This is a genomic window from Psychrobacter sp. CX21, from assembly GCF_057396255.1.
This window is the reverse complement of the sequence record NZ_JBXYJG010000001.1, coordinates 1-23643: the sequence shown is the minus strand read 5'-3', so window position 1 is coordinate 23643 and position 23643 is coordinate 1. Positions and strand designations below refer to the sequence as shown.

Annotated in this window: 16 protein-coding genes; 9 read left to right on the top strand and 7 right to left on the bottom strand. The window is 39.9% G+C overall.

What is annotated here, in order from left to right; all coding sequences use genetic code 11:
• Positions 1-8: 8 nt before the first annotated feature.
• Together glnD and map are read right to left on the bottom strand one after the other, a co-directional pair.
• Positions 9-2711 (bottom strand): [protein-PII] uridylyltransferase, encoded by a 2703-nt coding sequence (gene glnD, locus AC2SLP_RS00080; protein WP_486534522.1) that lies wholly within the window; start codon positions 2709-2711, stop codon positions 9-11.
• 339 nt (positions 2712-3050) lie between these two features.
• A complete protein-coding gene (gene map, locus AC2SLP_RS00075) occupies positions 3051-3854 on the bottom strand; it encodes a type I methionyl aminopeptidase (protein ID WP_486534808.1) in 804 nt (267 codons plus the stop codon).
• Positions 3855-4702: 848 nt separating this feature from the next.
• Here map and rpsB point away from each other — a divergent pair.
• On the top strand, positions 4703-5542 hold the full coding sequence (gene rpsB, locus AC2SLP_RS00070) for a 30S ribosomal protein S2 (protein WP_486534521.1): 840 nt from the start codon (positions 4703-4705) through the stop codon (positions 5540-5542).
• A 207-nt stretch (positions 5543-5749) separates the two neighbouring features.
• A complete protein-coding gene (tsf, locus tag AC2SLP_RS00065) occupies positions 5750-6628 on the top strand; it encodes a translation elongation factor Ts (RefSeq protein ID WP_486534520.1) in 879 nt (292 codons plus the stop codon).
• A gap of 395 nt (positions 6629-7023) precedes the next feature.
• Here tsf and AC2SLP_RS00060 read toward each other — a convergent pair whose 3' ends face one another.
• On the bottom strand, positions 7024-7683 hold the full coding sequence (locus AC2SLP_RS00060; protein ID WP_486534519.1) for a GntR family transcriptional regulator: 660 nt from the start codon (positions 7681-7683) through the stop codon (positions 7024-7026).
• 166 nt (positions 7684-7849) lie between these two features.
• Between AC2SLP_RS00060 and AC2SLP_RS00055 the strand changes: the two genes are divergently transcribed.
• On the top strand, positions 7850-8548 hold the full coding sequence (locus AC2SLP_RS00055; protein WP_486534518.1) for an aspartate/glutamate racemase family protein: 699 nt from the start codon (positions 7850-7852) through the stop codon (positions 8546-8548).
• 181 nt (positions 8549-8729) lie between these two features.
• On the top strand, positions 8730-10088 hold the full coding sequence (locus tag AC2SLP_RS00050; RefSeq protein ID WP_486534517.1) for an NCS1 family transporter: 1359 nt from the start codon (positions 8730-8732) through the stop codon (positions 10086-10088).
• A gap of 274 nt (positions 10089-10362) precedes the next feature.
• Here AC2SLP_RS00050 and AC2SLP_RS00045 read toward each other — a convergent pair whose 3' ends face one another.
• Complete coding sequence (locus tag AC2SLP_RS00045; protein WP_486534516.1) at positions 10363-11775, bottom strand: solute carrier family 23 protein; 1413 nt, start codon at positions 11773-11775, stop codon at positions 10363-10365.
• A 399-nt stretch (positions 11776-12174) separates the two neighbouring features.
• On the opposite strand from AC2SLP_RS00045, the gene AC2SLP_RS00040 reads away from it, so the two are divergent.
• A complete protein-coding gene (locus tag AC2SLP_RS00040) occupies positions 12175-13542 on the top strand; it encodes an oxygenase MpaB family protein (RefSeq protein WP_486534515.1) in 1368 nt (455 codons plus the stop codon).
• An 86-nt stretch (positions 13543-13628) separates the two neighbouring features.
• Here AC2SLP_RS00040 and AC2SLP_RS00035 read toward each other — a convergent pair whose 3' ends face one another.
• The 3 genes from AC2SLP_RS00035 to AC2SLP_RS00025 form a co-directional block, all read right to left on the bottom strand.
• A complete protein-coding gene (locus AC2SLP_RS00035; protein WP_486534514.1) occupies positions 13629-14153 on the bottom strand; it encodes a protein disulfide oxidoreductase in 525 nt (174 codons plus the stop codon).
• A 190-nt stretch (positions 14154-14343) separates the two neighbouring features.
• Complete coding sequence (locus AC2SLP_RS00030; protein ID WP_486534513.1) at positions 14344-15921, bottom strand: GNAT family N-acetyltransferase; 1578 nt, start codon at positions 15919-15921, stop codon at positions 14344-14346.
• Positions 15922-16180: 259 nt separating this feature from the next.
• The gene (locus tag AC2SLP_RS00025) at positions 16181-17725 is read right to left on the bottom strand and encodes an FAD-binding oxidoreductase (RefSeq protein WP_486534512.1); all 1545 of its coding nucleotides are present in this window, start codon (positions 17723-17725) and stop codon (positions 16181-16183) included.
• A gap of 511 nt (positions 17726-18236) precedes the next feature.
• Here AC2SLP_RS00025 and serA point away from each other — a divergent pair.
• The 4 genes from serA to AC2SLP_RS00005 all read left to right on the top strand — a co-directional run.
• Positions 18237-19463: a phosphoglycerate dehydrogenase gene (gene serA, locus AC2SLP_RS00020; protein ID WP_486534511.1), complete on the top strand. Its 1227-nt coding sequence runs from the start codon at positions 18237-18239 to the stop codon at positions 19461-19463.
• Between the two features lie 426 nt (positions 19464-19889).
• Entirely contained in the window at positions 19890-20771 is an 882-nt protein-coding gene (locus AC2SLP_RS00015) for an MBL fold metallo-hydrolase (protein WP_486534510.1), read from the top strand.
• Between the two features lie 356 nt (positions 20772-21127).
• Complete coding sequence (locus AC2SLP_RS00010; RefSeq protein ID WP_486534509.1) at positions 21128-22066, top strand: OmpA family protein; 939 nt, start codon at positions 21128-21130, stop codon at positions 22064-22066.
• Positions 22067-22129: 63 nt separating this feature from the next.
• On the top strand, positions 22130-23643 hold a 1514-nt coding region (locus AC2SLP_RS00005), incomplete at its 3' end, for an Ig-like domain-containing protein (RefSeq protein ID WP_486534508.1).

Here is a 23643-nt window from a genome sequence, read left to right as displayed (position 1 = left end):
GTGCTCGATCAGTCTTGTACTTGATTTGGGTCTAGCACATCAATTAATGCAGATTTTAATCGTTCGAGCTTATCATCGTTTAGGGCTTTATCATCTATATCGCTGATATAAAACAAATCTTCAGCCCGCTCGCCAAGCGTTGTGATACGCGCGGCATGCACTTCAATATCTTCATTCAAAAATATTTGACCAATACGAGCCAACAATCCTGGTTGATCAAGCGTGGTCAAACTCATGACATGTTGATGACTTGCTGCATTATAAGTAAAATTAATGGTGGTAGGAACTTGGAAGTTCTTGAGACGTCTTGGCAACCGCTTTTTGACAAGCTTAGGTGTTTCTGGGTTTTTGAAGGCATCAATAAGACGGTGCGTCAGCTCTGCTCTTGATTCGGGGTCGGTCAATAATGTACCTTGACGATCGAGTAGGACATACGAATCTAAAGCAAAGTCGCGAGTCGCCGTAATAATACGCGCATCTAGAACATCAAGGTTCATTTGGTCAAATACAGCCATCGTAACTGCAAATAGATTGGCCTGATCTTGAGTGTAGATAAAAATCTGCACTGCATCAAGGGCTAGTTCACGGTGTTCACGCAGGGCTATTAAAGGTTCGCTATTGGCATCAGAGGCTCGGCCAATTGGAGGATGATTTAGGATAGCTTCTGTATGCCACATAATGGCTTCAGGTATTTCACGCAAAAAGTACTCATCACCAAGTTCATCCCATAGCGCCAATACCTCATCACGTTTCATGTGCTGATTGTCCACCTTATCCAACATCGCTAACGCCTGTTTGCGCGTAGTTTCAATCATTTCTTGACGATTGGTGGGGGCATCTAAGTCTGCGCGTAAGATTCGCCGTGTTTGCGTATATAGCTGTCTCATCAAACTGGCACGCCAGCTATTCCATAGCTGTGGATTCGTGGCGTTCATATCAGCCACCGTTAAGACATACAAATGGTTAAGATGAGTGACATTACCAACGATATCTGCAAATTTTGCGACCACCTCAGGGTCAGAGATGTCTTGTTTTTGAGCGGTCATCGACATCAATAGATGATAGCGGGTCAGCCATCCTATAAGTCTGGCGTCCGCCTCGCTCATACCATGTGCTAAGCAAAACTCAATTGCATCGGCTTCACCCAGCTCACTGTGGTCGCCCCCACGTCCCTTAGCAATATCATGAAAAATCGCCGCTAATACGAGAATCTCTTTGCGCTCGATACGTTGATATATAGAACTAACTAGGGCAAACTCGTCTTGATATTTTGGGTCGGTGAAACGGTGCAGCATACGTATCAGCAGTAAGATATGCGCATCTACCGTGTAACGATGAAACAAATCATATTGCATCAGTCCAATCAAGTCTTTGAACTGGGGCATATAGTTGGCGAGCACCCCATAACGTTTCATAATACGTAAACGTTGGAACAGATAGTTTTGCTCTTTTAAATTATCTATAAACAGTTGTTTGTGAACTGGGTTTTCCCGATAAGCGTGATCGATACCTCGAGCTGCGATTTTTAAAGCGCGCAGAGTACGGGTACGAATATATTTAATGCCATGCTGACCCATTAATAAAAACATCTCTAAAATGGCTTCAGGATGCTGTGCAAAAACATGATGATGTGCGATGGCAATAGCGTTGTTGCCAATCTTATTAAAACGGGCGTTTAATACTATCTTTTTGGGACGTTCCGCTTCAGGCAGACGCGCTTCGATCAACGTCTCATAATAATGTGACGTTAGCATTTCTGACAACGAAGATATCTGCATAGCGCAGCGGTAGTAATCGCGCATAAAGCGTTCAACAGCGGCATTTGGCTCATCATCTGGCATTTGGATATAGCCCATACGCTCACCAATATCACGCTGATAATCAAACAGTAATTTATTTTCGTTACGTCCAGTCAAATGATGTAGATGATGACGTATCAACCATAAAAAGCCTTCGGCAAACATCAGCTCATCAAACTCTTTTTCCGTCATAAATTCTTGCGGTACAAGATCATATAATTTACTGATTCTAAAATAACGTTTTGTAATCCAGCCTATGGTATGAATGTCACGCAGACCACCTGGCGACTTCTTAATATCTGGCTCTAAATTATATTCCGTCGCGTTATGACGTAAATAACGCCGACGTGCTTCCTCCATTTTTGCGTTAAAAAAATCCTTTTGCGACCATACTTCTTTTACGATCTCGTTTGGTACTGTGCTCAAAGTGTCGTTGCCAATTAGTAAACGTGTTTCTAACATATTGGTAGCAACCGTGAGATCTTCAGCCATATTGAGACAGTCATCCACACTGCGTACCGCCAAACCAGGCTCTATGCCTACATCCCAAAGGCTTGCAACAAACGCATCAACTTTCTTGCCATCCTCAGCATCGACGATTTCTGGTGCGAGGAGTAGAATATCAACGTCCGAATAGGGCGACAGTTCACCCCGCCCATACCCACCAACGGCAAATAGCGCTAGGCTTGTTTGTGTCAGGCCATGATGTTTAAAAAGTGCCTTAAGTAGAGTATCTATGGCATGAGCACGCGCTTCAACAAGTTGCCGAATATTTACCCCTTTTACTAAAGCCGCTGATATATCGGCTTCGACAGTTTTAAGCCACTGCGGTATACCTAAGTTTCTTGAGTCACTATCAGACAGATTAGGTAATGGTGTAATAAGGGGATCAGTTTGTTCGTCAATAAACATAGTAATTACGGGTTCCAAGGGCTAGTGTTCTATACTTATCTAAAAAGCTATAAGTCTAAAAGGCTATAAGTGTTATTAAAGAATACGCTACGATTAAAGTTAGGTTGTGTGGCAATTGAGCAATCAATCAAATGTCCTCATACGCATATATATCTTACATACATCTCATTCTATTAATATATAATGAATTCAATAACATTTCACTTAATAACGTTCTATTTTTGAAAAAGATAATTGAAAAAAGGTCATTTTTAAAAAATAAACGATACCAAATAAACGATTAAAGATTATCGATAATAATGCCAAAAAAAAGACTGCCTAGGCAGTCTTTTACGTGTACTAAGTAGTTATAAAACTTAAATCTTCTTCTGGACGTGTGGTAAATACCTCACAGCCATTGTCAGTGACCATTAGGGTGTGTTCCCACTGTGCCGACAACTTACGGTCTTTGGTGATGGCAGTCCACTGATCAGGGAGTATTTTAGTTTTCCACGTGCCTTGGTTAATCATGGGCTCAATGGTAAATGTCATACCAGATTTGAGCTGCATACCCGTGCCTTTACGTCCATAGTGCATAACCTGTGGTTCATGATGGAATTGATTGCTAATCCCATGACCACAGAACTCTCTGACAATACTAAAGCGTTCAGGCTCGACTACTTGCTGAATCGCTGCACCAATATCACCAAGATGCGCACCATCTTTTACAGCGGCCATACCCGCGTACAAGGCTTTTTGTGCCACATCACAGATACGCTGTGCCATGATTGACCCCTCACCGATGATCCACATCTTAGAGGTATCTCCATAGTACCCATCTTTGATTACGGTAACATCAATATTGATGATATCACCCTCTTTTAATACTTTATTTTCCGTTGGAATACCGTGGCAAACAACGTGGTTAACCGAGGTGCAAATTGACTTAGGAAAAGGGGGTTGTCCGTAGTTTAATGGAGCTGGTATACCGCCTTGAACATCTACAATATAATCGTGCGCTAAAGTGTTCAATGCTTCGGTAGTGACACCTGCTTTTACGTGCTCATCAAGCATAACCAGTACATCGCAGGCAAGCTTGCCGGCCACTCTCATTTTCTCAATAGCATCAGGGGATAGAATTAAATCTTTTGAATCGTTCATAATATAATTATTTTTCGTAGATGGATTTAGTAGTATGTGTACTTAGAAGTTGTTTATTCAAGGATTTGTATAATTATTTGATTAACTATTTGCCTAACTTTTTGTTTGATCTATAGACATGAGGACTATTGATACCTTAATAATTAATCAAATAATAGATGTTAGTTCGAAATGGCATATGCAATTAAGCCAGTCGTTTAATGACTTGAGCAAGTCGTAAAAAAGTTTTTATTATTAAGTAAAAAACATTTAGGGTGCTATATAGGCTTATGTCATACAGCCCTATATTGTTTAGATTATTAAGGTGAGTATTATAGCACACACCTTATAGCACGCACCCATATACTTTTGTTTAGGTGATTATTTGTTTGGGTAATTTTTGTTTAAATGATTATGAAACTAAACCTCATAAATTTAGATAAAGAGTATATAGAATAAGTCACATTAATATTAATCAGCATTACTTCTACTTGACAACTATTTATGTTAAAATATGCGCCTTGTTTTATTTCTAAAAATTGTTTGCTGAATTCGATTAGAAAATGGTAGTACGTTTGATGTTTAATGCTTTTATCGTTGAACGGCTTTATTACTCTTAATCGATAAATTCAAAGAACAGTGAATTGAAATAAAAACGAGTATTTTAAATTTACATATAACCAATGACACACACATTGCGTTTAAGAGTTGCTGGGTGTTTGTCGACTTGATTAATTTGTTGTTTGTTAGTCTTATAGATAGTCTTCTTTTAGAGTTAGAGTATTCCTTGGACTAAATTATAAACAAATGCGTGTCGATAAATCGGTAATTTTTGCAGTGTGGAGGCATAACCCATATCTTAAGGAATTCACATGTCAAATAGTCCAACTAAAATGCCAATGCGCGACCTACTACAGGCTGGAGCACACTTTGGTCACCAAACTCGTTTTTGGAACCCAAAAATGAACCAGTACATCTTTGGTGCACGCAACAAAATTCATATCATTAATCTTGAGCATACGGTTAAAGCTTTTAATGAAGCATTAACGTTTGTAAACAACTTAGCTGCTAAAAACAACAAAGTATTATTTGTTGGTACTAAACGTGCTGCAAGCGAAATCATTCGCGAACAAGCTCAGCGTGCTGGTCAACCATATGTTGATCATCGCTGGTTAGGTGGTATGTTGACTAACTGGAAAACTTTACGCCAGTCTATCAACCGTCTTAAAGAATTAGAAAAACAAGCTGAAGATGGTACATTTGCTAAGCTTACTAAGCGTGAAGCTTTAGAACGTACCCGTGCTATGGAAAAACTAGAGCGCTCTTTAGGTGGTATTAAGAACATGGGCGGCCTACCTGATGCTATCTTTGTTGTCGATGTGGATCACGAAGCAATCGCTATTAAAGAAGCTAAGAACTTAGGTATCCCAGTTATTGGTATCGTTGATACAAACTCTAATCCTGATAACGTTGATTACGTTATTCCTGCAAACGACGATGCTATTCGTGCGGTAAGTCTATATGTGACACGTATGGCTGATGCTATCATTGCTGGTAAAGAATATGCTAAGACTCAAGCTGGCGGCACTCCTGAAGCACCAGTTGCTGAAGATGCGCCTACACAAGAAGCGCCTACACAAGAAGCGCCTACACAAGAAGCGCCTAAAGAAGAAGTGACTGCGACTGAAGCACAAACTGATTCAGCTGAGTAATTGATAAGTTAAGTAGCGACAATTATTTACAGAATAATTATTATTCACTTTATATTATTGTCTTTTACTTAAAGATATAGATATCAAATGACTTAGAGTGGCATGATGTGGTAAACCTCGTCATGCCCTTGTCATTTTCTGAACTTACACTCAGCTTTCATGATTTTTTAATTTATAATCATAATGACTCACTATAGAGGGAAAAATATGTCAAAGATTTCTGCTAAATTAGTAAAAGAGCTTCGTGACCGTACTGGCCTTGGTATGATGGAATGTAAAAAGGCACTAGAAGAAACAGGTGGTGACGTTGAAACTGCAATCGATAACCTACGTAAATCAGGTCAAGCTAAAGCGGCTAAAAAAGCGGGTAATATTGCTGCTGATGGCGCCATCATTATCAAACATGAAGGCAATAAAGCCATCTTATTAGAAGTAAACTGTCAGACTGACTTTGTTGCTAAAGATGACAACTTCACAGCCTTCGCTGAAAAAGTAGCTGAATTAGCACTTGCAAATGATACGACAGATCCAGAAGCTATTGCTAACTTACAGTATAGCGATGATCAAACCGTTGAAGAAGCGCGTGTATCTTTGGTTCAAAAAATCGGTGAAAACATTCAAGTACGTCGTGCCAAGATTGTTGAAGGTGAAAACTTAGCTTCTTATCGTCATGGTCTACGTATTGGTGTAGTAGTATCAACTGAAGGCGGTAACGAAGAAAGCGGTAAAAGCTTAGCAATGCACATTGCAGCATTTAACCCAGTTGCTGTTAATGATACCGACGTACCTGCGGATGTATTGGCGCGTGAAAAAGATATCGCTGAAGCCAAAGCACGTGAATCAGGCAAGCCTGATAACATCATTGAAAAAATGATAGAAGGTGGTCTGCGTAAATATCTTGATGAAGTGGTATTGGTTCGTCAAGCATACGTTATGGACAATGACAAAAAGGTTGGCGATGTCCTAAAAACTGATGGCGTTACGATCAAAGATTTCGTACGTTTTGAAGTGGGTGAAGGTATCGAGAAGAAAGAAGAAGACTTCGCTGCTGAAGTTGCTGCTACTCAAGCTGCCGCTGCTAAATAAGTTCAATGATGAGATCCCATCTCGTTATTTGCTATTAGTCAGTTAGCCAAACCGTTGACACAGTTACAATATATTGAAACCCATCGCTAAAGTTAGCGGTGGGTTTTTTTATGCAAGTATGGTTTTATTTACGTTGGGATTTATTTTTTTTAAAGAGTAATTTAGCAGGTAGCTAATAAATAGTTAACATCTATAGTCAAAGAACTACTAAACGGTTACTGCGTTAACCTCGCTAAGTCTACATGAGTAATACTTGAACTTTTAACCATGTTTGCAATCTATTTTGGCTCATTAAAGCAGAAATCTGCACTACATAATTAAAGTTTAAGTCGTTTCGCATTATTGGAATTAATTAGCATCATATTACTTATTATACTCATCAAGATATAAGCAAACTATCCTAGCTGATTTAAAACACTAAAAGGTTTTGAGATTTTATCAAAATCTAAATTAGACTCAAGATGATCGAGATGTTGCCTGATAAGCTCAACTAACCGTTTCTCATCCCTTTTTTTAATAGCATTTACGATTTGCGAATGTTCCTCTTTCGGACATATATTGCTCTTAGACTGGGCGTATAAACCAATAATTAACGTCGTTCGTAACGTCAATTCATACAAGATACGTTCTAAAACCTTATTGCCAGCAATTTGCGCCAAGCAAATATGAAACTTACGTGATAAGCGCAGAGCCAAAGGGTTATTTCCCTTAAAGGTCGCCTCATGCTCTTCACTTATAAAAGTATGCAAGTCCTCAATATCTTTTACCGTTGCATTTTCAATAATCCCTGCCCCAAGACTACATTCAATAACACGCCGAGCTTCAAAAACGTGACGTGATTCTTTAGGCGATGGTATTGAAACAAAAGCCCCGCGATTGGGTTCTAATTGCACAATATTCATTGTCGCAAGTGTAGACAGCGCGCGCCTGACGTTCGCACGATTACAATTAAATAAGTCGCTCAACATCTGCTCCCCAAGTTTGGTACCTGCGGGTAAACGTTGTTCTGCAATCGCATTAACAATGGCGCTGATTATATCCTGCTCTGGAAACATAACTCTCTTTATGTTGTTTGATAATACTTACGGATAATAGTGACATTATAAGAATAGCGAGGTAGTGAAACAACAAAAATTAAAAATATCTATTGAATTGTTAACAATTATAGTTAACAATAAAAAACATTAGCAAACATTTTTTAACAAATTGTAGAGAGCTTGCATGAAAATTTTAGTGATTAACCCAAATTCAACCCAGTCTATGACGGATAAGATTGTAGAAAGTGCACGCCAACGTGCAAGTTCTGGAACAGTTATTATCGGTGCTTCTGGAACAGATGCGCCTGCGAGTATTCAAGGTCACCATGATGAAGCCTTATCAGTACCAGGGCTTATTAAACGATTGAAACAAGCTGAAGAAGAGGGAATAGATGGGGTGGTGGTCGCTTGTTTTGACGATCCAGGCATCGGCGCTTGTCGAGAAGTTTTCTCCGGTCCTGTTCTAGGTATCTGTGAGGCATCTGTAAAAGCCGCCAGTATGATCTCTACGTCATTTAGTGTGGTGACTACATTGCCACGTTCGGTACCCGTCATTGAAGACTTGATCCATGGATACGGCTTATCGCATCGATGTAGACGGGTGCGTTCGGCATCAATACCAGTGTTGGCACTTGAAGAGCCGGGGTCTGGTGCTAAAGAAAAGGTACGTGATGAAATACTAAAAGCGATACGTGAAGACAATTGTGAAGCTGTAGTTTTAGGATGCGCGGGAATGGCAGACCTAACAGAATGGTTATCACAAGAGACAGGTGTGCCTGTAATAGATGGCGTGGTTGTTGCAACGCGCATGGTTGAAGCGCTCGTTGGTTGCGAACTTAAAACCAGCAAAATAGGGGCATATGCTGAACCTATCCAAAGCTAAGTGCAGCTTAGGACAAAGGTTTTGCATATATAGGATGTCAATGTAGGTCATTTTAAGGGTTAAAGCTAACAGTTCACTATTAAATAGAGCTACTAAATCAAGCTAATTTTTGAAGAGCTAGCTGTTATCGAACTACGTTGCGCCTTTACATTCATGGAAAGTTAACATTAGGAAAAATAATATGGGTCAAACAAACATATCTACTGCTCACGTTGGCGTGGATGTCATTGAAAATAAAGCAGTGGGTGAAGAGAGTCTTGCACCTCAAGCAACGAGAATTATGGGCCCTTGGTCTTATTTATTTGCGTGGCTAGGTGGTTGTGTATCTATCGGAACGTTTACAGTAGGTTCAGGGCTGGTGGGAACTCTGAACTTAGTACAGGTTGTGGTTGCCATCGCAATCGGTTGTACCGTCATTGGTGCCGCTTTAATGATCAACGGGCAGGCGGGTCATAAATATGGTATCCCTTTTATGGTGCAAGCGCGATCAGCATTTGGCTTTGGGGGTACTCGTATACCTGCATTGGTGAGATCGGTGCCAGCGATTGTCTGGTTTGGGTTTCAAAGCTGGATTGGCGCGGGCGCTTTAAATCTAGTATCGGCAACCTTATTTGGCTATGACAACCTTATTGTGTTTTTTATTGGATTCCAAGCCTTGCAAATAGCGCTCTCTGTACTTGGATTTCATGGTATTAAGTGGCTTGAGAACATCGGTTCTGTATTTATCATTGGCTCTTTGATCTATATGTTCTTTAGCGTTATAAACAAATATGGTGATGCCATTTCAACCAACTTAATTTCAATTGAAGGGACATGGGGTGCGCCATTTTGGGGAGCGACCATGTTGTTTTTGGGTGTATATAGCACCATGATATTAAACGTCTCTGACTATTCAAGAGAGCTACGTGAAGATGTAGGCATATTTCGCCAAGTAGCTATTTATGCCAACTCTATTTTACCAGCCACCCTTTTTATGGGTTTGATTGGGATCATGGTTTCAGGCGCAACGGGAGAAGTTGATCCTATCAAAGTATTCTCAAGCGCGGTAGACAATAAGCTGTTATTGGTTGTGACATTATTATTTATTGCCTTTGCTCAGATAACAACCAACATTTTAAATAATGTGGTACCTGCAGCGTATGCGTTAATGGACGTGTTTAATTTAAAATACAAAACGGCAGCCGTCATCGTTGGATTATTAGCGTTTTGTACGTTCCCCTGGGAGCTTGTAAAAGATGAATCGGCAGCGGGTCTAAACCTGTTTATCCAAACCTATTCAGCCTTTTTAGGACCTATTTTTGCTATATTGGTAGTGGACTACTACATCATACGTAAGCGGACACTTGATGTGTCTAAACTTTATGATAAAAATGGTCCGTATCGAGGCGTTAATATGGCGGCGGTTATTGCAATGGTTATCGGCATCATCGTTGCGTTGACATTTAATAATATATCTTGGTACGCAAGTTTGATTCCAGCCGGAGCGGTTTATTGGATTTTGATGCAAAAGTTGCCTTCTTCTAAGCGCTTTTTGTCATAATGCTATATCATTAGTAAAAGATATTACTTGAAGATATCATTAGAAGTAAAATTAGCAGATATAAACCTCAAAATTATAAAACCCATCATTGATTATTATTCAATGATGGGTTTTTAATTAAGCGTCGTTTAATGAGCTTTTATAGTCAAAGAACTTTAAAGTAGTCATAAGGCAACCGAGTGCAAGTACTACTAGGGTAGGCTTAACGAGGTTAACACCGTGACTCTTTATAAGTTCGCTGACTATAGTTAAAGCTATTTGGGTTCTTATAAATTTATAAACTACGTTTTACATTATCTATTTCACGGTTAAATAGTGCATTTAGTACAATGGCTGCTAAAGTCGCTGTACCGATTCCGCCCAAATCAAATTCACCTATATGCAGACTGAAATTACCTGTGCCCATGATAATGGTGACTGCGGCAATAATAAGATTACTGTTCTTATTAAAGTCAATATTATTGTCAATCCAAATTTTAATGCCTGCAACGGTAATTAAACCAAAGACCACAATTGAGGCGCCGCCCAATAGTGCCGCTGGAATACTTTGGATCAGCGCGCCAAATTTTGGTGACAGTCCTAAGAAAATAGCAACCAGTCCCGCCAGTACAAATATCGTTGTACTATATACCTTGGTGACTGCCATCACTCCGATATTCTCAGCATACGTGGTCAACCCAGTACCACCAAACCCAGCTGAGAAGGTAGTGGCCAGTCCATCCGCTAAGAATGAGCGTCCTATATAAGGAGTGACATGCGACTTAGTCATACCTTCCACTGCCTTAAAATGTCCAAGATTTTCAGCAATTAGAATAAAGGCGACTGGTGCTATTAGTACGATGGCGTTTTTATCAAACTGAGGGGTATGCAGGCTAGGCAGTCCAAACCAAGCTGCTTGATGTACGCTACTAAAGTCAATCGGGGTGCCATATCCCATCATATTGGTTACGACATAATAAATAATGTAAGAGAGTATTAAGCCAATTAATAGCAACAAGCGTCTTAACATGCCACGAGTAAAAATAGCCACACAACTGATGAGTATTACTGTTAGGGTAGCCACCCATGCATCAAACTGATTAGCAGATACACCCTGTATAGTGACTGGTGCAAGGTTTAAACCAATAATCATAACGATAGCACCGGTTACGATAGGGGGCATGAGTTTTTCGATCCATGCCGTCCCTATTTTCATCACGAGCAGACCAATAAGAGCATAAATAGCACCGCAGACCATAATCGCGCCTAGCGCAATATTAAGGTTTGGATTGGCGCCACTACCTGCATAAGCCGTAGCAGCAATAACTGGACCGATAAAAGCAAAGCTAGATCCCAAATAGCTTGGCATGCGCCCGCCAGTGATTAAAAAGAACAATATGGTACAAATACCTGACATTAATATAGCTAGGTTGGCATCAAAGCCCATGAGTAGTGGGGCTAAAACCGTAGCACCAAACATAGCAAATGTATGTTGTACTCCAAGCACAAAGCTTTTACCCGGGGGCAAATATTCATTGATAGCCACGGCATGCTGATCTAAATCACCTTGGAAAGGCTTCCATTTTGGAAACCATTTACCATTGTTAAAATCTGGATCATTTTTAAATGGTGTCGATTTGGCTGTTTGATTAGACAAAGGTTGATTAGACGAAGGTTGGTTATGCGAGGCGCTGGGTTTAGGTTCCATAAGAGGTCCTTTGGGTCTATAGCGGGCAATAGAAAGTACATTAAAAATTTTCTTGATTATATTATAGACGACTCACCCTATGGTAGTGACCACAATAGCGGACGTATATAAAAACGAATAGTCATTATTGCGCCATCAAACTTGCTGAACCTATAATTTGTAGCGTTTGCACCCGTTTTACATGGTATGATTTTTTTTAAAATTTAAGTATGACATCTAAATTCTATAGTTTTAGTGATAATAAAAATATCAAATCTAAAAAAACAAGTTAGACAGGTTTGATAGAGATAGAAATAATTCTTTGAGATAGTTGACCATAAATAAGCCTACACTTCATATTCTATTTATTGTATTTTAAATCTACTCAAACCTGAATAATTTAAAGCGAACATTAGTTATATGATGATATCAAAAGACAGTAAAAGTTTTAAACAACAGCATGGTAGAACCACCGCGATAGATCATCATGATGATTTACAGGTTTTAAGACGTATCCGAAAATATCTGCTGCCGAAAGACTTTAGAGTGTCGCAAACGCTACTCGATGAGATGACCCAAGGCTATAATATTGGAGATCCTGTTGTCGATAGGCTTCTTAAGACTAATAAAAAGTTTGCTAAACCTTTACAAGCCTATGTACTTAATAGCTTACCAGATGCTAAAGCCTCTAGTACGACAACCTTAAAGTCTTCTTCAAAATCATTTTCTTCAGCATCATCTTCAACAACATCAAATAGTGAATCTTTAAACCATACTGAAAAACCTAGCGCTGAAAATACAACGAGAGAGCATAATATAGACTCAAGCTTAGTCTATGAAACTGATTTTCAGCTTCTGGCGGCGCAATTTTCTGCCCATCCTAAATGGTTTGATTCGGACTTAGCAGAAGTCGGCGCAAGGGCATATAGACGTTATCCCTTGATGCTTATTTGGTTATTAAGAAATGTTGCTTTGATGGCAGGCTATAGCATTCCAGCATTGTCGGTACCTTTGATTAAAACAGGGGCGCTGGTCCATGATGCACTACCGAGGTTGATGCGTACATATTCCTATATATTAGCCGTATCTGAGCATCCAGAGCTGAACAATGCTGATAGTGTTTTGGCTATTGGTAGTGAAGGGTGGCGGCAAAGTATACAGGTTCGCCAAATCCACGCCATCGTCCGTCATAAACTAATTAAAGAGGGATGGGATACTCAATATTGGGGAATCCCTATTAATCAAACCGATATGGTGGCAACTCATCTGCAATTCTCTTTATTGATTATGCGAGGATTGAGAGTACTTGGCGCCAGAATTAGCAAAGAAGAAGCTAAAGGCATTCTACATCTATGGCATCTGGCCAGCTGGTGGATGGGTATTGATTTAAAACGACTACCGAATAATGAAGCTGAATGCTGGACATGGCTGTATACATACCTTGCAACTCAGCGTTTGGAGTTTAAGGTTGGCAAGCCATTGGCAGATGCTTTACATCGCTTGCCTTCACAAATTATGGGCGAAGATAATAGGAAAGGTAGATTTGTTGAGCTTGTGAACGCCAGTGTGACCCGCACCCTCGTTGGAGATGATATCGGTGATGGTCTAGGTTTACCAAAGTCGCGCCTGCGCTATGGCGTTCTAGCAAGCGTGCCCATTTTATTTGGACTAGATACCCTTAGGCTGCATAACACCAAAGCTGCCCATAAACTTGAAGACTTTCGTGCCACACGTCAAAATAATATGAACTGGTGGCTAAGACAAAACGACAGTTATTACAAACAGTAAGTCTTTGACTTAATTAAGAGCTTTTACTAAGTTTACGGCTTAGCGTTAATAAAGAAATTTTAAGGGCTTTAGCTGATTTGTGATTTTTAGAATATTGAAGACAACCACAGTCTAAGCCTTAGTGACCATTTGGGTTGAATTCCCGTCAAGCCCTGAGTCATTTCACCTTCTTTTAATATCACATATGACGGTGTCACTTGCCCTTGCCAATCGCTGAATATCTTACCTGTCTCATCGTTTATCGTAGTGAAAGAATACTCATTGTTTTGCAGATACGTTTGTAACGCTTTATTATTACCGGATTGCGTGGCAATTGTCACGATGGGATACTGCCCAGTCTGTGCTAGTGAATTAATGGTGGGAGAGGTTACTTTACAAACCCCGCACCATGTACCCCAAAAATAGACCAATACTGGTGACTCGTGGCTCATTTTTTCAATGTCCACCATCTGACCATGAGTATCCCTCAATTGCAACTCTGGATGGACTGGCATGACAGGTTGCCGCCACCAGTTGATAACGGTATAAATAACTAAAAACACCGCCGCATATTTAAGCGTCGTGCCAACCCACGATATCCATTTTGGTCGGGTGTCTGGTTTGTTATTCATATTGAGCCTGCAAAATTTCATAGCAATTGGTTTAACGTTTGTTATAAGTCTTATCATTTTTTTAAGTATTTAAAAGTTGGACAAATTTAACAAGCATTAAATCCGCATAATTAAACACTTAAAAGTTGACACTTGATTTTATAAAACTTTTTCTAATTTTATAAAACTTGGTCTAATTATCGAACATACTCTAATCTAGGTTTGACGATACAGCTTGCTTGGCTAGAGATTGTCTTGCTTTTTTCTTCCATTTCAAGGTAAAGATATCTTCACGGCGGTCTTTAAGGTTATTGACCGACCCTTCATTTCGCACATGAATAAGCTTGTCTAGATTTAGATCAGAAAAGAATACCATTTCGGTATTGGCTTCGGTTTCTGCCATTATGGCATCATGAGGAAACGCAAAATCTGAAGGCGAAAAGACACTGGACTGCGCATATTGAATGTCCAAGCTCTCCACTTGCGGTAAGTTACCTACCGAACCACAGATCATTACATAGCATTCATTCTCAATCGCACGCGCCTGAGCGCAGTGACGCACACGCAGATAGCCGTTTTTGGTATCTGTCCAAAAAGGTACAAATAAAATGTCCATATCCTCGAGTGCTAATAGACGGGCAAGCTCTGGAAATTCAACATCGTAGCAGATTAAGATGCCAATACGGCCAGCGTCAGTATCAAACACCTGAACCTTATTGCCGCCCTCAATAACCCATGCACTTCTTTCATGCGGTGTAATGTGAATTTTGCGCTGTTCTTCAACAGTACCATCACGGCGGCATAGATAACTGACGTTGTATAAAATTTCATCATTCTCATCAAATAACGGCATGGAGCCAGTGATAACGTTCACGTTATAGCCCACTGCGAGATTAGATATTTCATATTTAAACCACTCGGTATAGTCTGCTAAAAATCGAATGGCAACATTTTGATCGGTTGATTCACACAGTCCCATTAACGGTGCATTAAAAAATTCGGGCAGGCAAGCAAAGTCCGCATTATAATCCGCCATAATGTCTACAAAGAACTCTACTTGCTGCAAAAGCTCTTCAGGCGATTCGACTTCACGCATCTGCCACTGGATGCCTCCAATACGTACTTCAGTTTTTCGAGTGTCAGGTCTATATACTTGAGGTTCATAATAAATATTTGCCCATTCCAGTAAGGTGGCAAAGCCTTTGGAGTGTTTATCATCTGGTAAATAACCGGACAAAATGCGCTTTACAATAAATCCATTTGAAAGCTGAAAAGATAGGGTGGGATCATAGATTTCACGTGCTTCAACGGCATCAATATATTCTCCAGGCGTGAGATGCTGATGATTGATGTATTGGGGGATGCGCCCGCCGGCCAATATCGCTCTAAAATTCATCTGGCGACACAGCTCTTTACGCGCATCGTACAAGCGTCGACCCAAACGATATCCCCGGTAGTCGGGGTCAATAAGCGCGTCTACGCCATATAATGCATCCCCTTCTGGGTTATCTTTAATAATCTCTCGTTGACCGAGTAAATCATCGTAAGTATGTGGGTTCGAAAAACGTTGATAATCGACACGCATGGTTAATACCATTCCGATGAGCTTATCATGATCGAACAAGGCTATTTGACCTTCTGGGAATGAATCGATTAACGCTGTGATAGTGTTTTTGGACCAAGCGCCGCCGAGTGTTGTATACACACGATCCATTAGACTTTTTAATTGTGGATAGTCTTTTTTTCTAATCTCAGCTATTTTTAGATGAAAATCTTCGTTCTTTGACATAGTTGGCTCTAATGAATTGTTTTAATAATCAAATGTTAGCTCTAATGGTAAGTTAGTGCTGAGTGTTAGTACAAAGCTTAAAATAAGGTTGAATGATAGATGTTAATTTTGTAGTGGCAATATACCTAATGGCTATATATTGATAGTTTAATTTTATTATAATCATTCAAGGGCTATTAACCATACTCGTTATAATTGCTTTAATGCTTATTTATAAACTATATGCTTCAAGCTAGACAGCCCCTAATACCAATAACGACTAAACGTCAAATAATTTACCTCGATTCATAATATTGTTTGGATCGAATACTTTTTTGATTTGTTTTAAGTACTCTATCTCAGTGTCACTACGGCTATAGTGAAGATATGGCTTTTTGGTCATGCCAACCCCATGTTCAGCCGATACGGAACCCCCATATTTTTGCACCGTTTTAAATACCAAATCGTTTACACTTTTACATTTTTCAAAGAACTCATCTTTGGTTAAGTTAGCAGGCTTTAGAATGTTTAAATGTAAGTTACCATCGCCAATATGTCCAAACCAGCAAATTTCAAAATCAGGATAATTGGTATTTACTACCGCTTCAATATCATGGATAAATTGAGGTACGTAGCTGATTAGTACGGACACATCGTTTTTGTAAGGTGTAAATACAGAAATGGTTTCAGAGATATACTCACGCAGCTTCCAAAGCTCGGCAGCTTGACTCAAGCTTTGACTCATCACCCCATCTACGATCCAGCCTTCTTCCATACACTGCTCAAACATCGCCATCGCCTTGTCCATAATAGGCTCATAGGGCGCTTCAAATTCTAAAAGTGCATAGTATTTTGTACGGGCTTCAAAAGGTTGTTGGACATGACCGGTTGCCATTAGCTTGTCTATTGCTACCTCATCAAAGAATTCAAATGCGGTTAGATCAATCTTCGATTGAAAAGCGCTCAAGGTATTCATAACATGATCAAACTCATCCATCCCAAAGACCATAACTGTTAAATCTTGCGGGACACGTTCAAGTTTGATTTGAGCTTTGGTGACAATTCCTAAGGTTCCTTCTGCCCCAATAAATAGATGACGTAAATCATATCCTGTGGCATTTTTTATCATGCCTTTATTAAGCTCTAATATGTCTCCATTACCAGTTACGACAGTCAAACCTAAAACCCAGTTGCGGGTCATGCCATAACGTATCACTTTAATGCCGCCAGCGTTCGTGCCAATATTCCCACCAATCTGACTTGATCCAGCAGAGGCAAAATCTACAGGATAATATAGTCCTTTGTCTTCGGCGAACTGCTGTAGTTGTTCGGTAATAACGCCGGCTTCGATTTCTACCATTCTATCCGCTGGATAAAACTCACCTATTTTGTTCATTTTGTCCATACTAAGCACAATTTCACCATTACTGGCTACTGCACCAGCAGATAAACCGGTACGCCCCCCACTTGGTGTAATAACGACATTGTATTGATTGGCAAGCTTAATAATAGACTGTACCTGTTCCGTCGAATTTGGAAAAACAATGGCTGAAGGTGCTGGCGCGAAATGTTTGGTCCAGTCTTTTCCCCAGTGCGCTAAGCTTTCAGAATCTGTTTTAATTTGATTGGCAGTAAAGCTGTGCGTATTGATTAACTGGTCGATAAGCTTTTCAATAACAGGTGACGCCACTTGTGAAGAGGTGTTTAAATCTGGGTCATTAATATGAGACTGATTCGCACTGTGTGCTTGTTCGTGCGCAGGTGTGGTGGCTTCATTGCTGATGTTTGAGGCTTCACCAATGTTTGAGTTTGAAGTAGCTGTCATAATTAATCTCTATAAAGGACTTAGGTACCGTAAATTATAAATAGAATACGATGCGGGATCATAAATCCATAAAAAATTTAAATATAAGCAAAAGTTATTGGATATATTCATAATTGGCAAGGGTTTACTTGAAATAGGGACTGCCAAATATAGTCAAAGAAATCTAAAATGGTTACAAGGCAACCGAGTGCAACTACTACTATGGTAGGGTGTGCGAGGTTAATACCGTAACCGTTTAGTATTTCGCTGACTATACATATAATATGTTATAAAATTCCTGTATTATGACATACTGATATTAAACTATCTAAATTGCATGAATATAAATATACAGCCTATTCATTTAAAGTTATTTAATTTTAAGAATAGGATGTCGTAAGTTTTTACTAGTCGTGAGTTTTTACTAAATAAATTACGTTCTATTATATTGATTTTACATTTAATGTGTAAAAATATTAGGGTATGATTTTACACCTGAATTTATCAAACTATTTAGAATAAGGGCTAAAATATGGCATTATCGCTTGATAAAGACAAAATACGTTTTTTGCTATTAGAGGGTGTGCATGAAAATGCACTAAAAGTGCTAGATAAAGCAGGATATACAAATATCGAATATCTATCGCATGCACTTGATCCAGAAGAGCTTGCAGAAAAAATTAAAGACGCTCATTTTGTAGGCATTCGTTCGCGGACTCAATTAACCCGTGATATTTTGGAACAAGCCAACAAACTGATTGCTGTTGGTTGTTTCTGTATCGGAACGAACCAAGTGGATTTAGAAGCGGCTCGCGAATTTGGTATTCCAGTATTTAACGCGCCATATTCAAATACGCGTTCGGTAGCCGAATTGGTATTGGCAGAAGCGATTATGTTATACCGCGGCATACCTGAGAAAAACGCAGTTGTGCATCGTGGCGGATGGGGCAAGTCTGCTAAGAACTCGCATGAAGTGCGCGGCAAAGTGATGGGCATTGTAGGCTATGGTTCAATTGGCTCGCAATTGTCTGTTCTTGCTGAAAGTCTAGGGATGAAAGTTATCTACCACGATGTGGTGACTAAATTACCTATGGGTAATGCAGAACAGGTAGGCAGCTTAAATGAGCTATTGAATAAAGCGGATATTGTCACGCTACATGTGCCGGATGTGCCTAGTACGCGTTATATGATAAAAAAAGAGCAATTCGATCAAATGAAAGAAGGTAGCTATTTCATTAATGCAGCACGCGGCACTTGTGTAGAAATTGATGATCTGGCAGATGCGCTTGACTCAGGTAAAGTGCTCGGCGCTGCGATAGACGTATTCCCTAAAGAGCCTAAATCTGCTGATCAAGAATTCGAATCACCATTACGTAAATTTGATAATGTGATTTTAACCCCGCATATTGGCGGTTCTACTCAAGAAGCCCAAGCCAATATAGGACTTGAAGTAGCTGAAAAATTTGTTAAATACTCAGATGCAGGTGATACGACAACGTCTGTTAACTTCCCTGAGGTTAGTATACCAGTCAGAGAAGGCTCGCACCGTCTACTTCATATTCACAAAAACGTGCCCGGCGTTTTGTCGCAAATTAACAACTCATTTGCAGATGCAGGAATTAATATCTTAGCTCAGAGCTTAATGACTGAAGGCGATGTGGGTTATATGGTTATGGATGTGGATGACAGCAGCTCAGAGGAAGCACTTGTTAAATTGCGTGATATTGAAGAAACGATCCGCGTTAGAGTGTTGTTTTAATTTAAAAGGGTTTTATTTAAAAACGGCTGTATATTTTAATTAAGCATTATGAGTTTAAAGAAGCTGGCATCTGCCAGCTTTTTTATTAATTTCAATTTTGTTATTAATAATCCTTATTGAAGCCATATCTGGATTAAATTGAATTTTTAGAATAAACACAAACATAAACTATGTGTCTTGAGATAAATCAATACACTATATTTTCGGTTTAAATATGTGAGTTTCTAGAATTAGAAATAGAGAGTAGTAAAGAAGTATAGGTATTTACTATTTATTTAACAGTTATTTAAATTTACACGCCGATAAATGTTTATATTATATATTTATGTATAATATTTTATAGTCATAATTGCTTACTAATTCTCACTTACTAACTCTCATTAATTGCAAACTCTCATTAATTGCAAACTCTGAAGGTGACTCAAAATGTATGTTGAATCCTTTTTACATGACGATACTGAAACCTATACGCACGTTTTAATTGATACCAATAAGAAGGTATGTGCAGTCATCGACCCAGTACTCGATTATGATTTTAAATCGGGTCATACCAGTACCGAATTTGCTGATCTAGTTATAAATTATATTAAGGATAAAGACTTAGAGGTTAAGTATATTATCGAGACGCATGCCCATGCCGATCATCTAAGCTCAGCGCAGCATATTAAACATCACTTAGGAGGTGAGTTGGTAATTGGGAAACATATCACTGAAGTTCAACGCATATTTAAAGACATTTTTAACTTTGATTACAGTTTTAAAACGGATGCCAGCCAGTTTGATAAGTTAACTGACGAGGGCAGTGAGTTTATGCTTGGAGATATTAAACTTAGTGTCTTGCACGTTCCAGGTCATACTCCTGCAGATATGGCTTATATAGCTGAAGACACTACCAATAGTAACGAAGCGCTGGCTGTATTCGTAGGCGATACTATTTTTGCGCCAGATGTTGGCACTGCTCGGGTAGACTTTCCGGGCGGGGATGTGGATGAGTTATATGCTTCCATTCAAAAGCTACTATCTTTACCAGAAGATACCAAAATATATTTGTGTCATGATTATCCTCCTGAGCACCGCTCGCATTCACCCGTCACCACTGTAGCAGACCAAAAAGCGCATAACAAACACATAAAAGACAGTATAAGTAAAGAAGAGTTTGTCAGGTTGCGTACTGAGCGTGATGCCAAACTTGAGATGCCACGTCTTATTATTCCTTCCGTTCAAGTTAATATACATGCTGGTAAAATGCCAGAACCTGAAGATAACGGAGTACGTTATTTGAAAGTGCCGATCAATACGCTTAGTTAATTAACTTCTTTAAAAGCCAAACCGTAATAATTCTATTATATAATATTAATCGATAAGTGCATTTTATGCAGTATTGTTAATTTTTTTGAGCCAGAAATTTTAATTTTATTTAAGCTAATATTAATAAACTACTGAGTTTACTGTTTTGATTTTCCAATAACTTATGACATGCGTATAATATAATAGTTTAATTCTTTTTTAGAAGTCATTAGCTTATACAGTACAAGTTGTAATATTACTTCACAGCACAAACTATTTAAATAATCTTCATTTCATATCACTTTTAAGTTTTATACCGCCATTTAACCACACTATTCATCTATTAACCGAATGCAAGCTTAAGGGGTACAAATTGTATGAAAAACACAAAATATAAACTACTAATCAGCGCAGTCCTATTGTCCATACTAACCACACAACCAGCAACAGCAGAACCAACAGAAGCGTCAGTAGTCTATAACCCGAATAGCATGCAGCACGTACAATGGTATAAATCAGGTAACACCGCCTATCAAGAAGAGGTCGCGCTTAACCTGCCCAATAACGAAACCAACCTCATATTCGTCAGACCCCTAGACGCTGATGGGATAGACACCAGTGCCAACATCGCCATCGATGACAGATTCCAAGTCAGCCTACAACCAGGACACTACTCGCAAATCAGATATTGCAGTGGCGTGCACAAAATAGACATCGCCACCACCGAAACCAACCTCAACAACTTTGAATTAGCCACAAGCTACCAAGTAGACTTTCCCGCCCAGCAAAACAACTACATCTATGTCGACGTAGATGACAGCACAAAGCAGCCACAGCTAAGCAAGCTCACACCAGAGTATGCCAAAGAGCTTATCAGCACCTATCCAGAACAAACCCATCAAATCAGCCGCGTACAGCGAAACTGTCCAGAAGTAGTCGTACCTGAGCCTGTCATCAAAGTAGAAATAGACAAACCAATCAACCTAGAAGTCCTATTTGAATTTGACAAAGCCATCGTACAACCCGTATTCAACCAGCGCATCGAAGCGGTTGCCAACTTCATGAAGAAATATCCAAACACAACCACACTCATAGAAGGTCATACAGACAGCATCGGTAACGACAGCTACAACATGGACCTATCACAGCGCCGCGCAGAAGCTGTCAAACAAGAATTTGTCAACAAATTCGGCATAGACGCTACAAGATTAAGCACGCAAGGCTTTGGAGAAACCAGACCTGTTGCGACAAACGCTACAGAAGATGGGCGATATAAAAACAGACGCGTCGTCGCCACCGTAAGTGCAACCGAATAAGCAAACTAATATAAGCAAACTAAAGAACAAACAAAATTAAAATTCAGAAAATAGGAACACCTCATGAGCACAGTAATCGTAAAAGTAAACAACGCCGTACAAACCATAGCAGAACATCAAGTTGTCACCAAAGACGGACAACCAACAGTCATAAAAGCGACTGAAAAAGCAAACTATGAGCTTGTCAATCCGCAAACTGGCGTAGCGCCTGATCACATAGTGACCAAACGAGTGGGTAAAGATCTACATGTCTCAATGGAAGATGGTGGTCAAGAAAGCGATCTAATCATAGAAGGATATTATGATCAGCCAGATGGCGCATTGATTGGCCAAGCAGAAGATGGCAGCTACTATTACTATGTACCAGATACAGGTGAGGTGGCCGATTATGTGACTGAACTTGAACCTGGTGCAACAGAGGGTCAAGCCTTAGGGGGTAATGCGCAGCCTACTCCTTACTGGGTAGGTGCGACTGAAGATGGCGGATTTGCATGGTGGCCATGGCTTGCAGGTCTAGCGGGTATTGGCTTGATAGCTGCGGCGCTTGATGACGATGATGATACACCTACGCCTGCACCTGCACCTGATACCACCGCGCCTGACGCGCCAACCGTAGACAATATCATCAACACTGATACAGATGGAGATGGCGTAGAAGACACCACAACATTAACCGGTAAAACAGAACCAGGCGCTACCGTCACAGTTAAGGACGAAGATGGCAATGTCATTGGCACCACAACTGCGGATGAAAATGGCGATTACACAGTAGACGCACCTGTAATTGATGAAAACGAAACCGTAGACGTGACAGCAACAGATGATGCGGGTAATGAATCTAATCCAACAGAAGTACAAGGTACTGATGACTCTACAGCCCCAGATGCCCCTTCAGTAGACAGCGTAACCAATACTGACACAGATGGAGATGGCGTAGAAGACACCACTACGTTAACGGGTAATACAGAACCAGGTGCAACGGTTACAGTAACTGACGAAGATGGTAATGTCATCGGCACCACAACTGCGGATGAAAATGGCGATTACACAGTAGACGTACCTGTAATTGATGAAAACGAAACCGTAGACGTAACAGCAACAGATGATGCGGGTAATGAATCCAATCCAACAGAAGTACAAGGTACTGATGACTCTACAGCCCCAGATGCCCCTTCAGTAGACAGCGTAACCAATACTGACACAGATGGAGATGGCGTAGAAGACACCACTACGTTAACGGGTAATACAGAACCAGGTGCAACGGTTACAGTAACTGACGAAGATGGTAATGTCATCGGCACCACAACTGCGGATGAAAATGGCGATTACACAGTAGACGTACCTGTAATTGATGAAAACGAAACCGTAGACGTAACAGCAATAGATGATGCGGGTAATGAATCCAATCCAACAGAAGTACAAGGTACTGATGACTCTACAGCCCCAGATGCCCCTTCAGTAGTTCTTGGTAACGGCGACGACTTCATCACTAGCGACGAAATCGATGATAACGGTAACGTACCGGTCACAGTCACCCTACCAGAAGGCGTAGAAGTTGGTGACACGCTAAGTGTCAA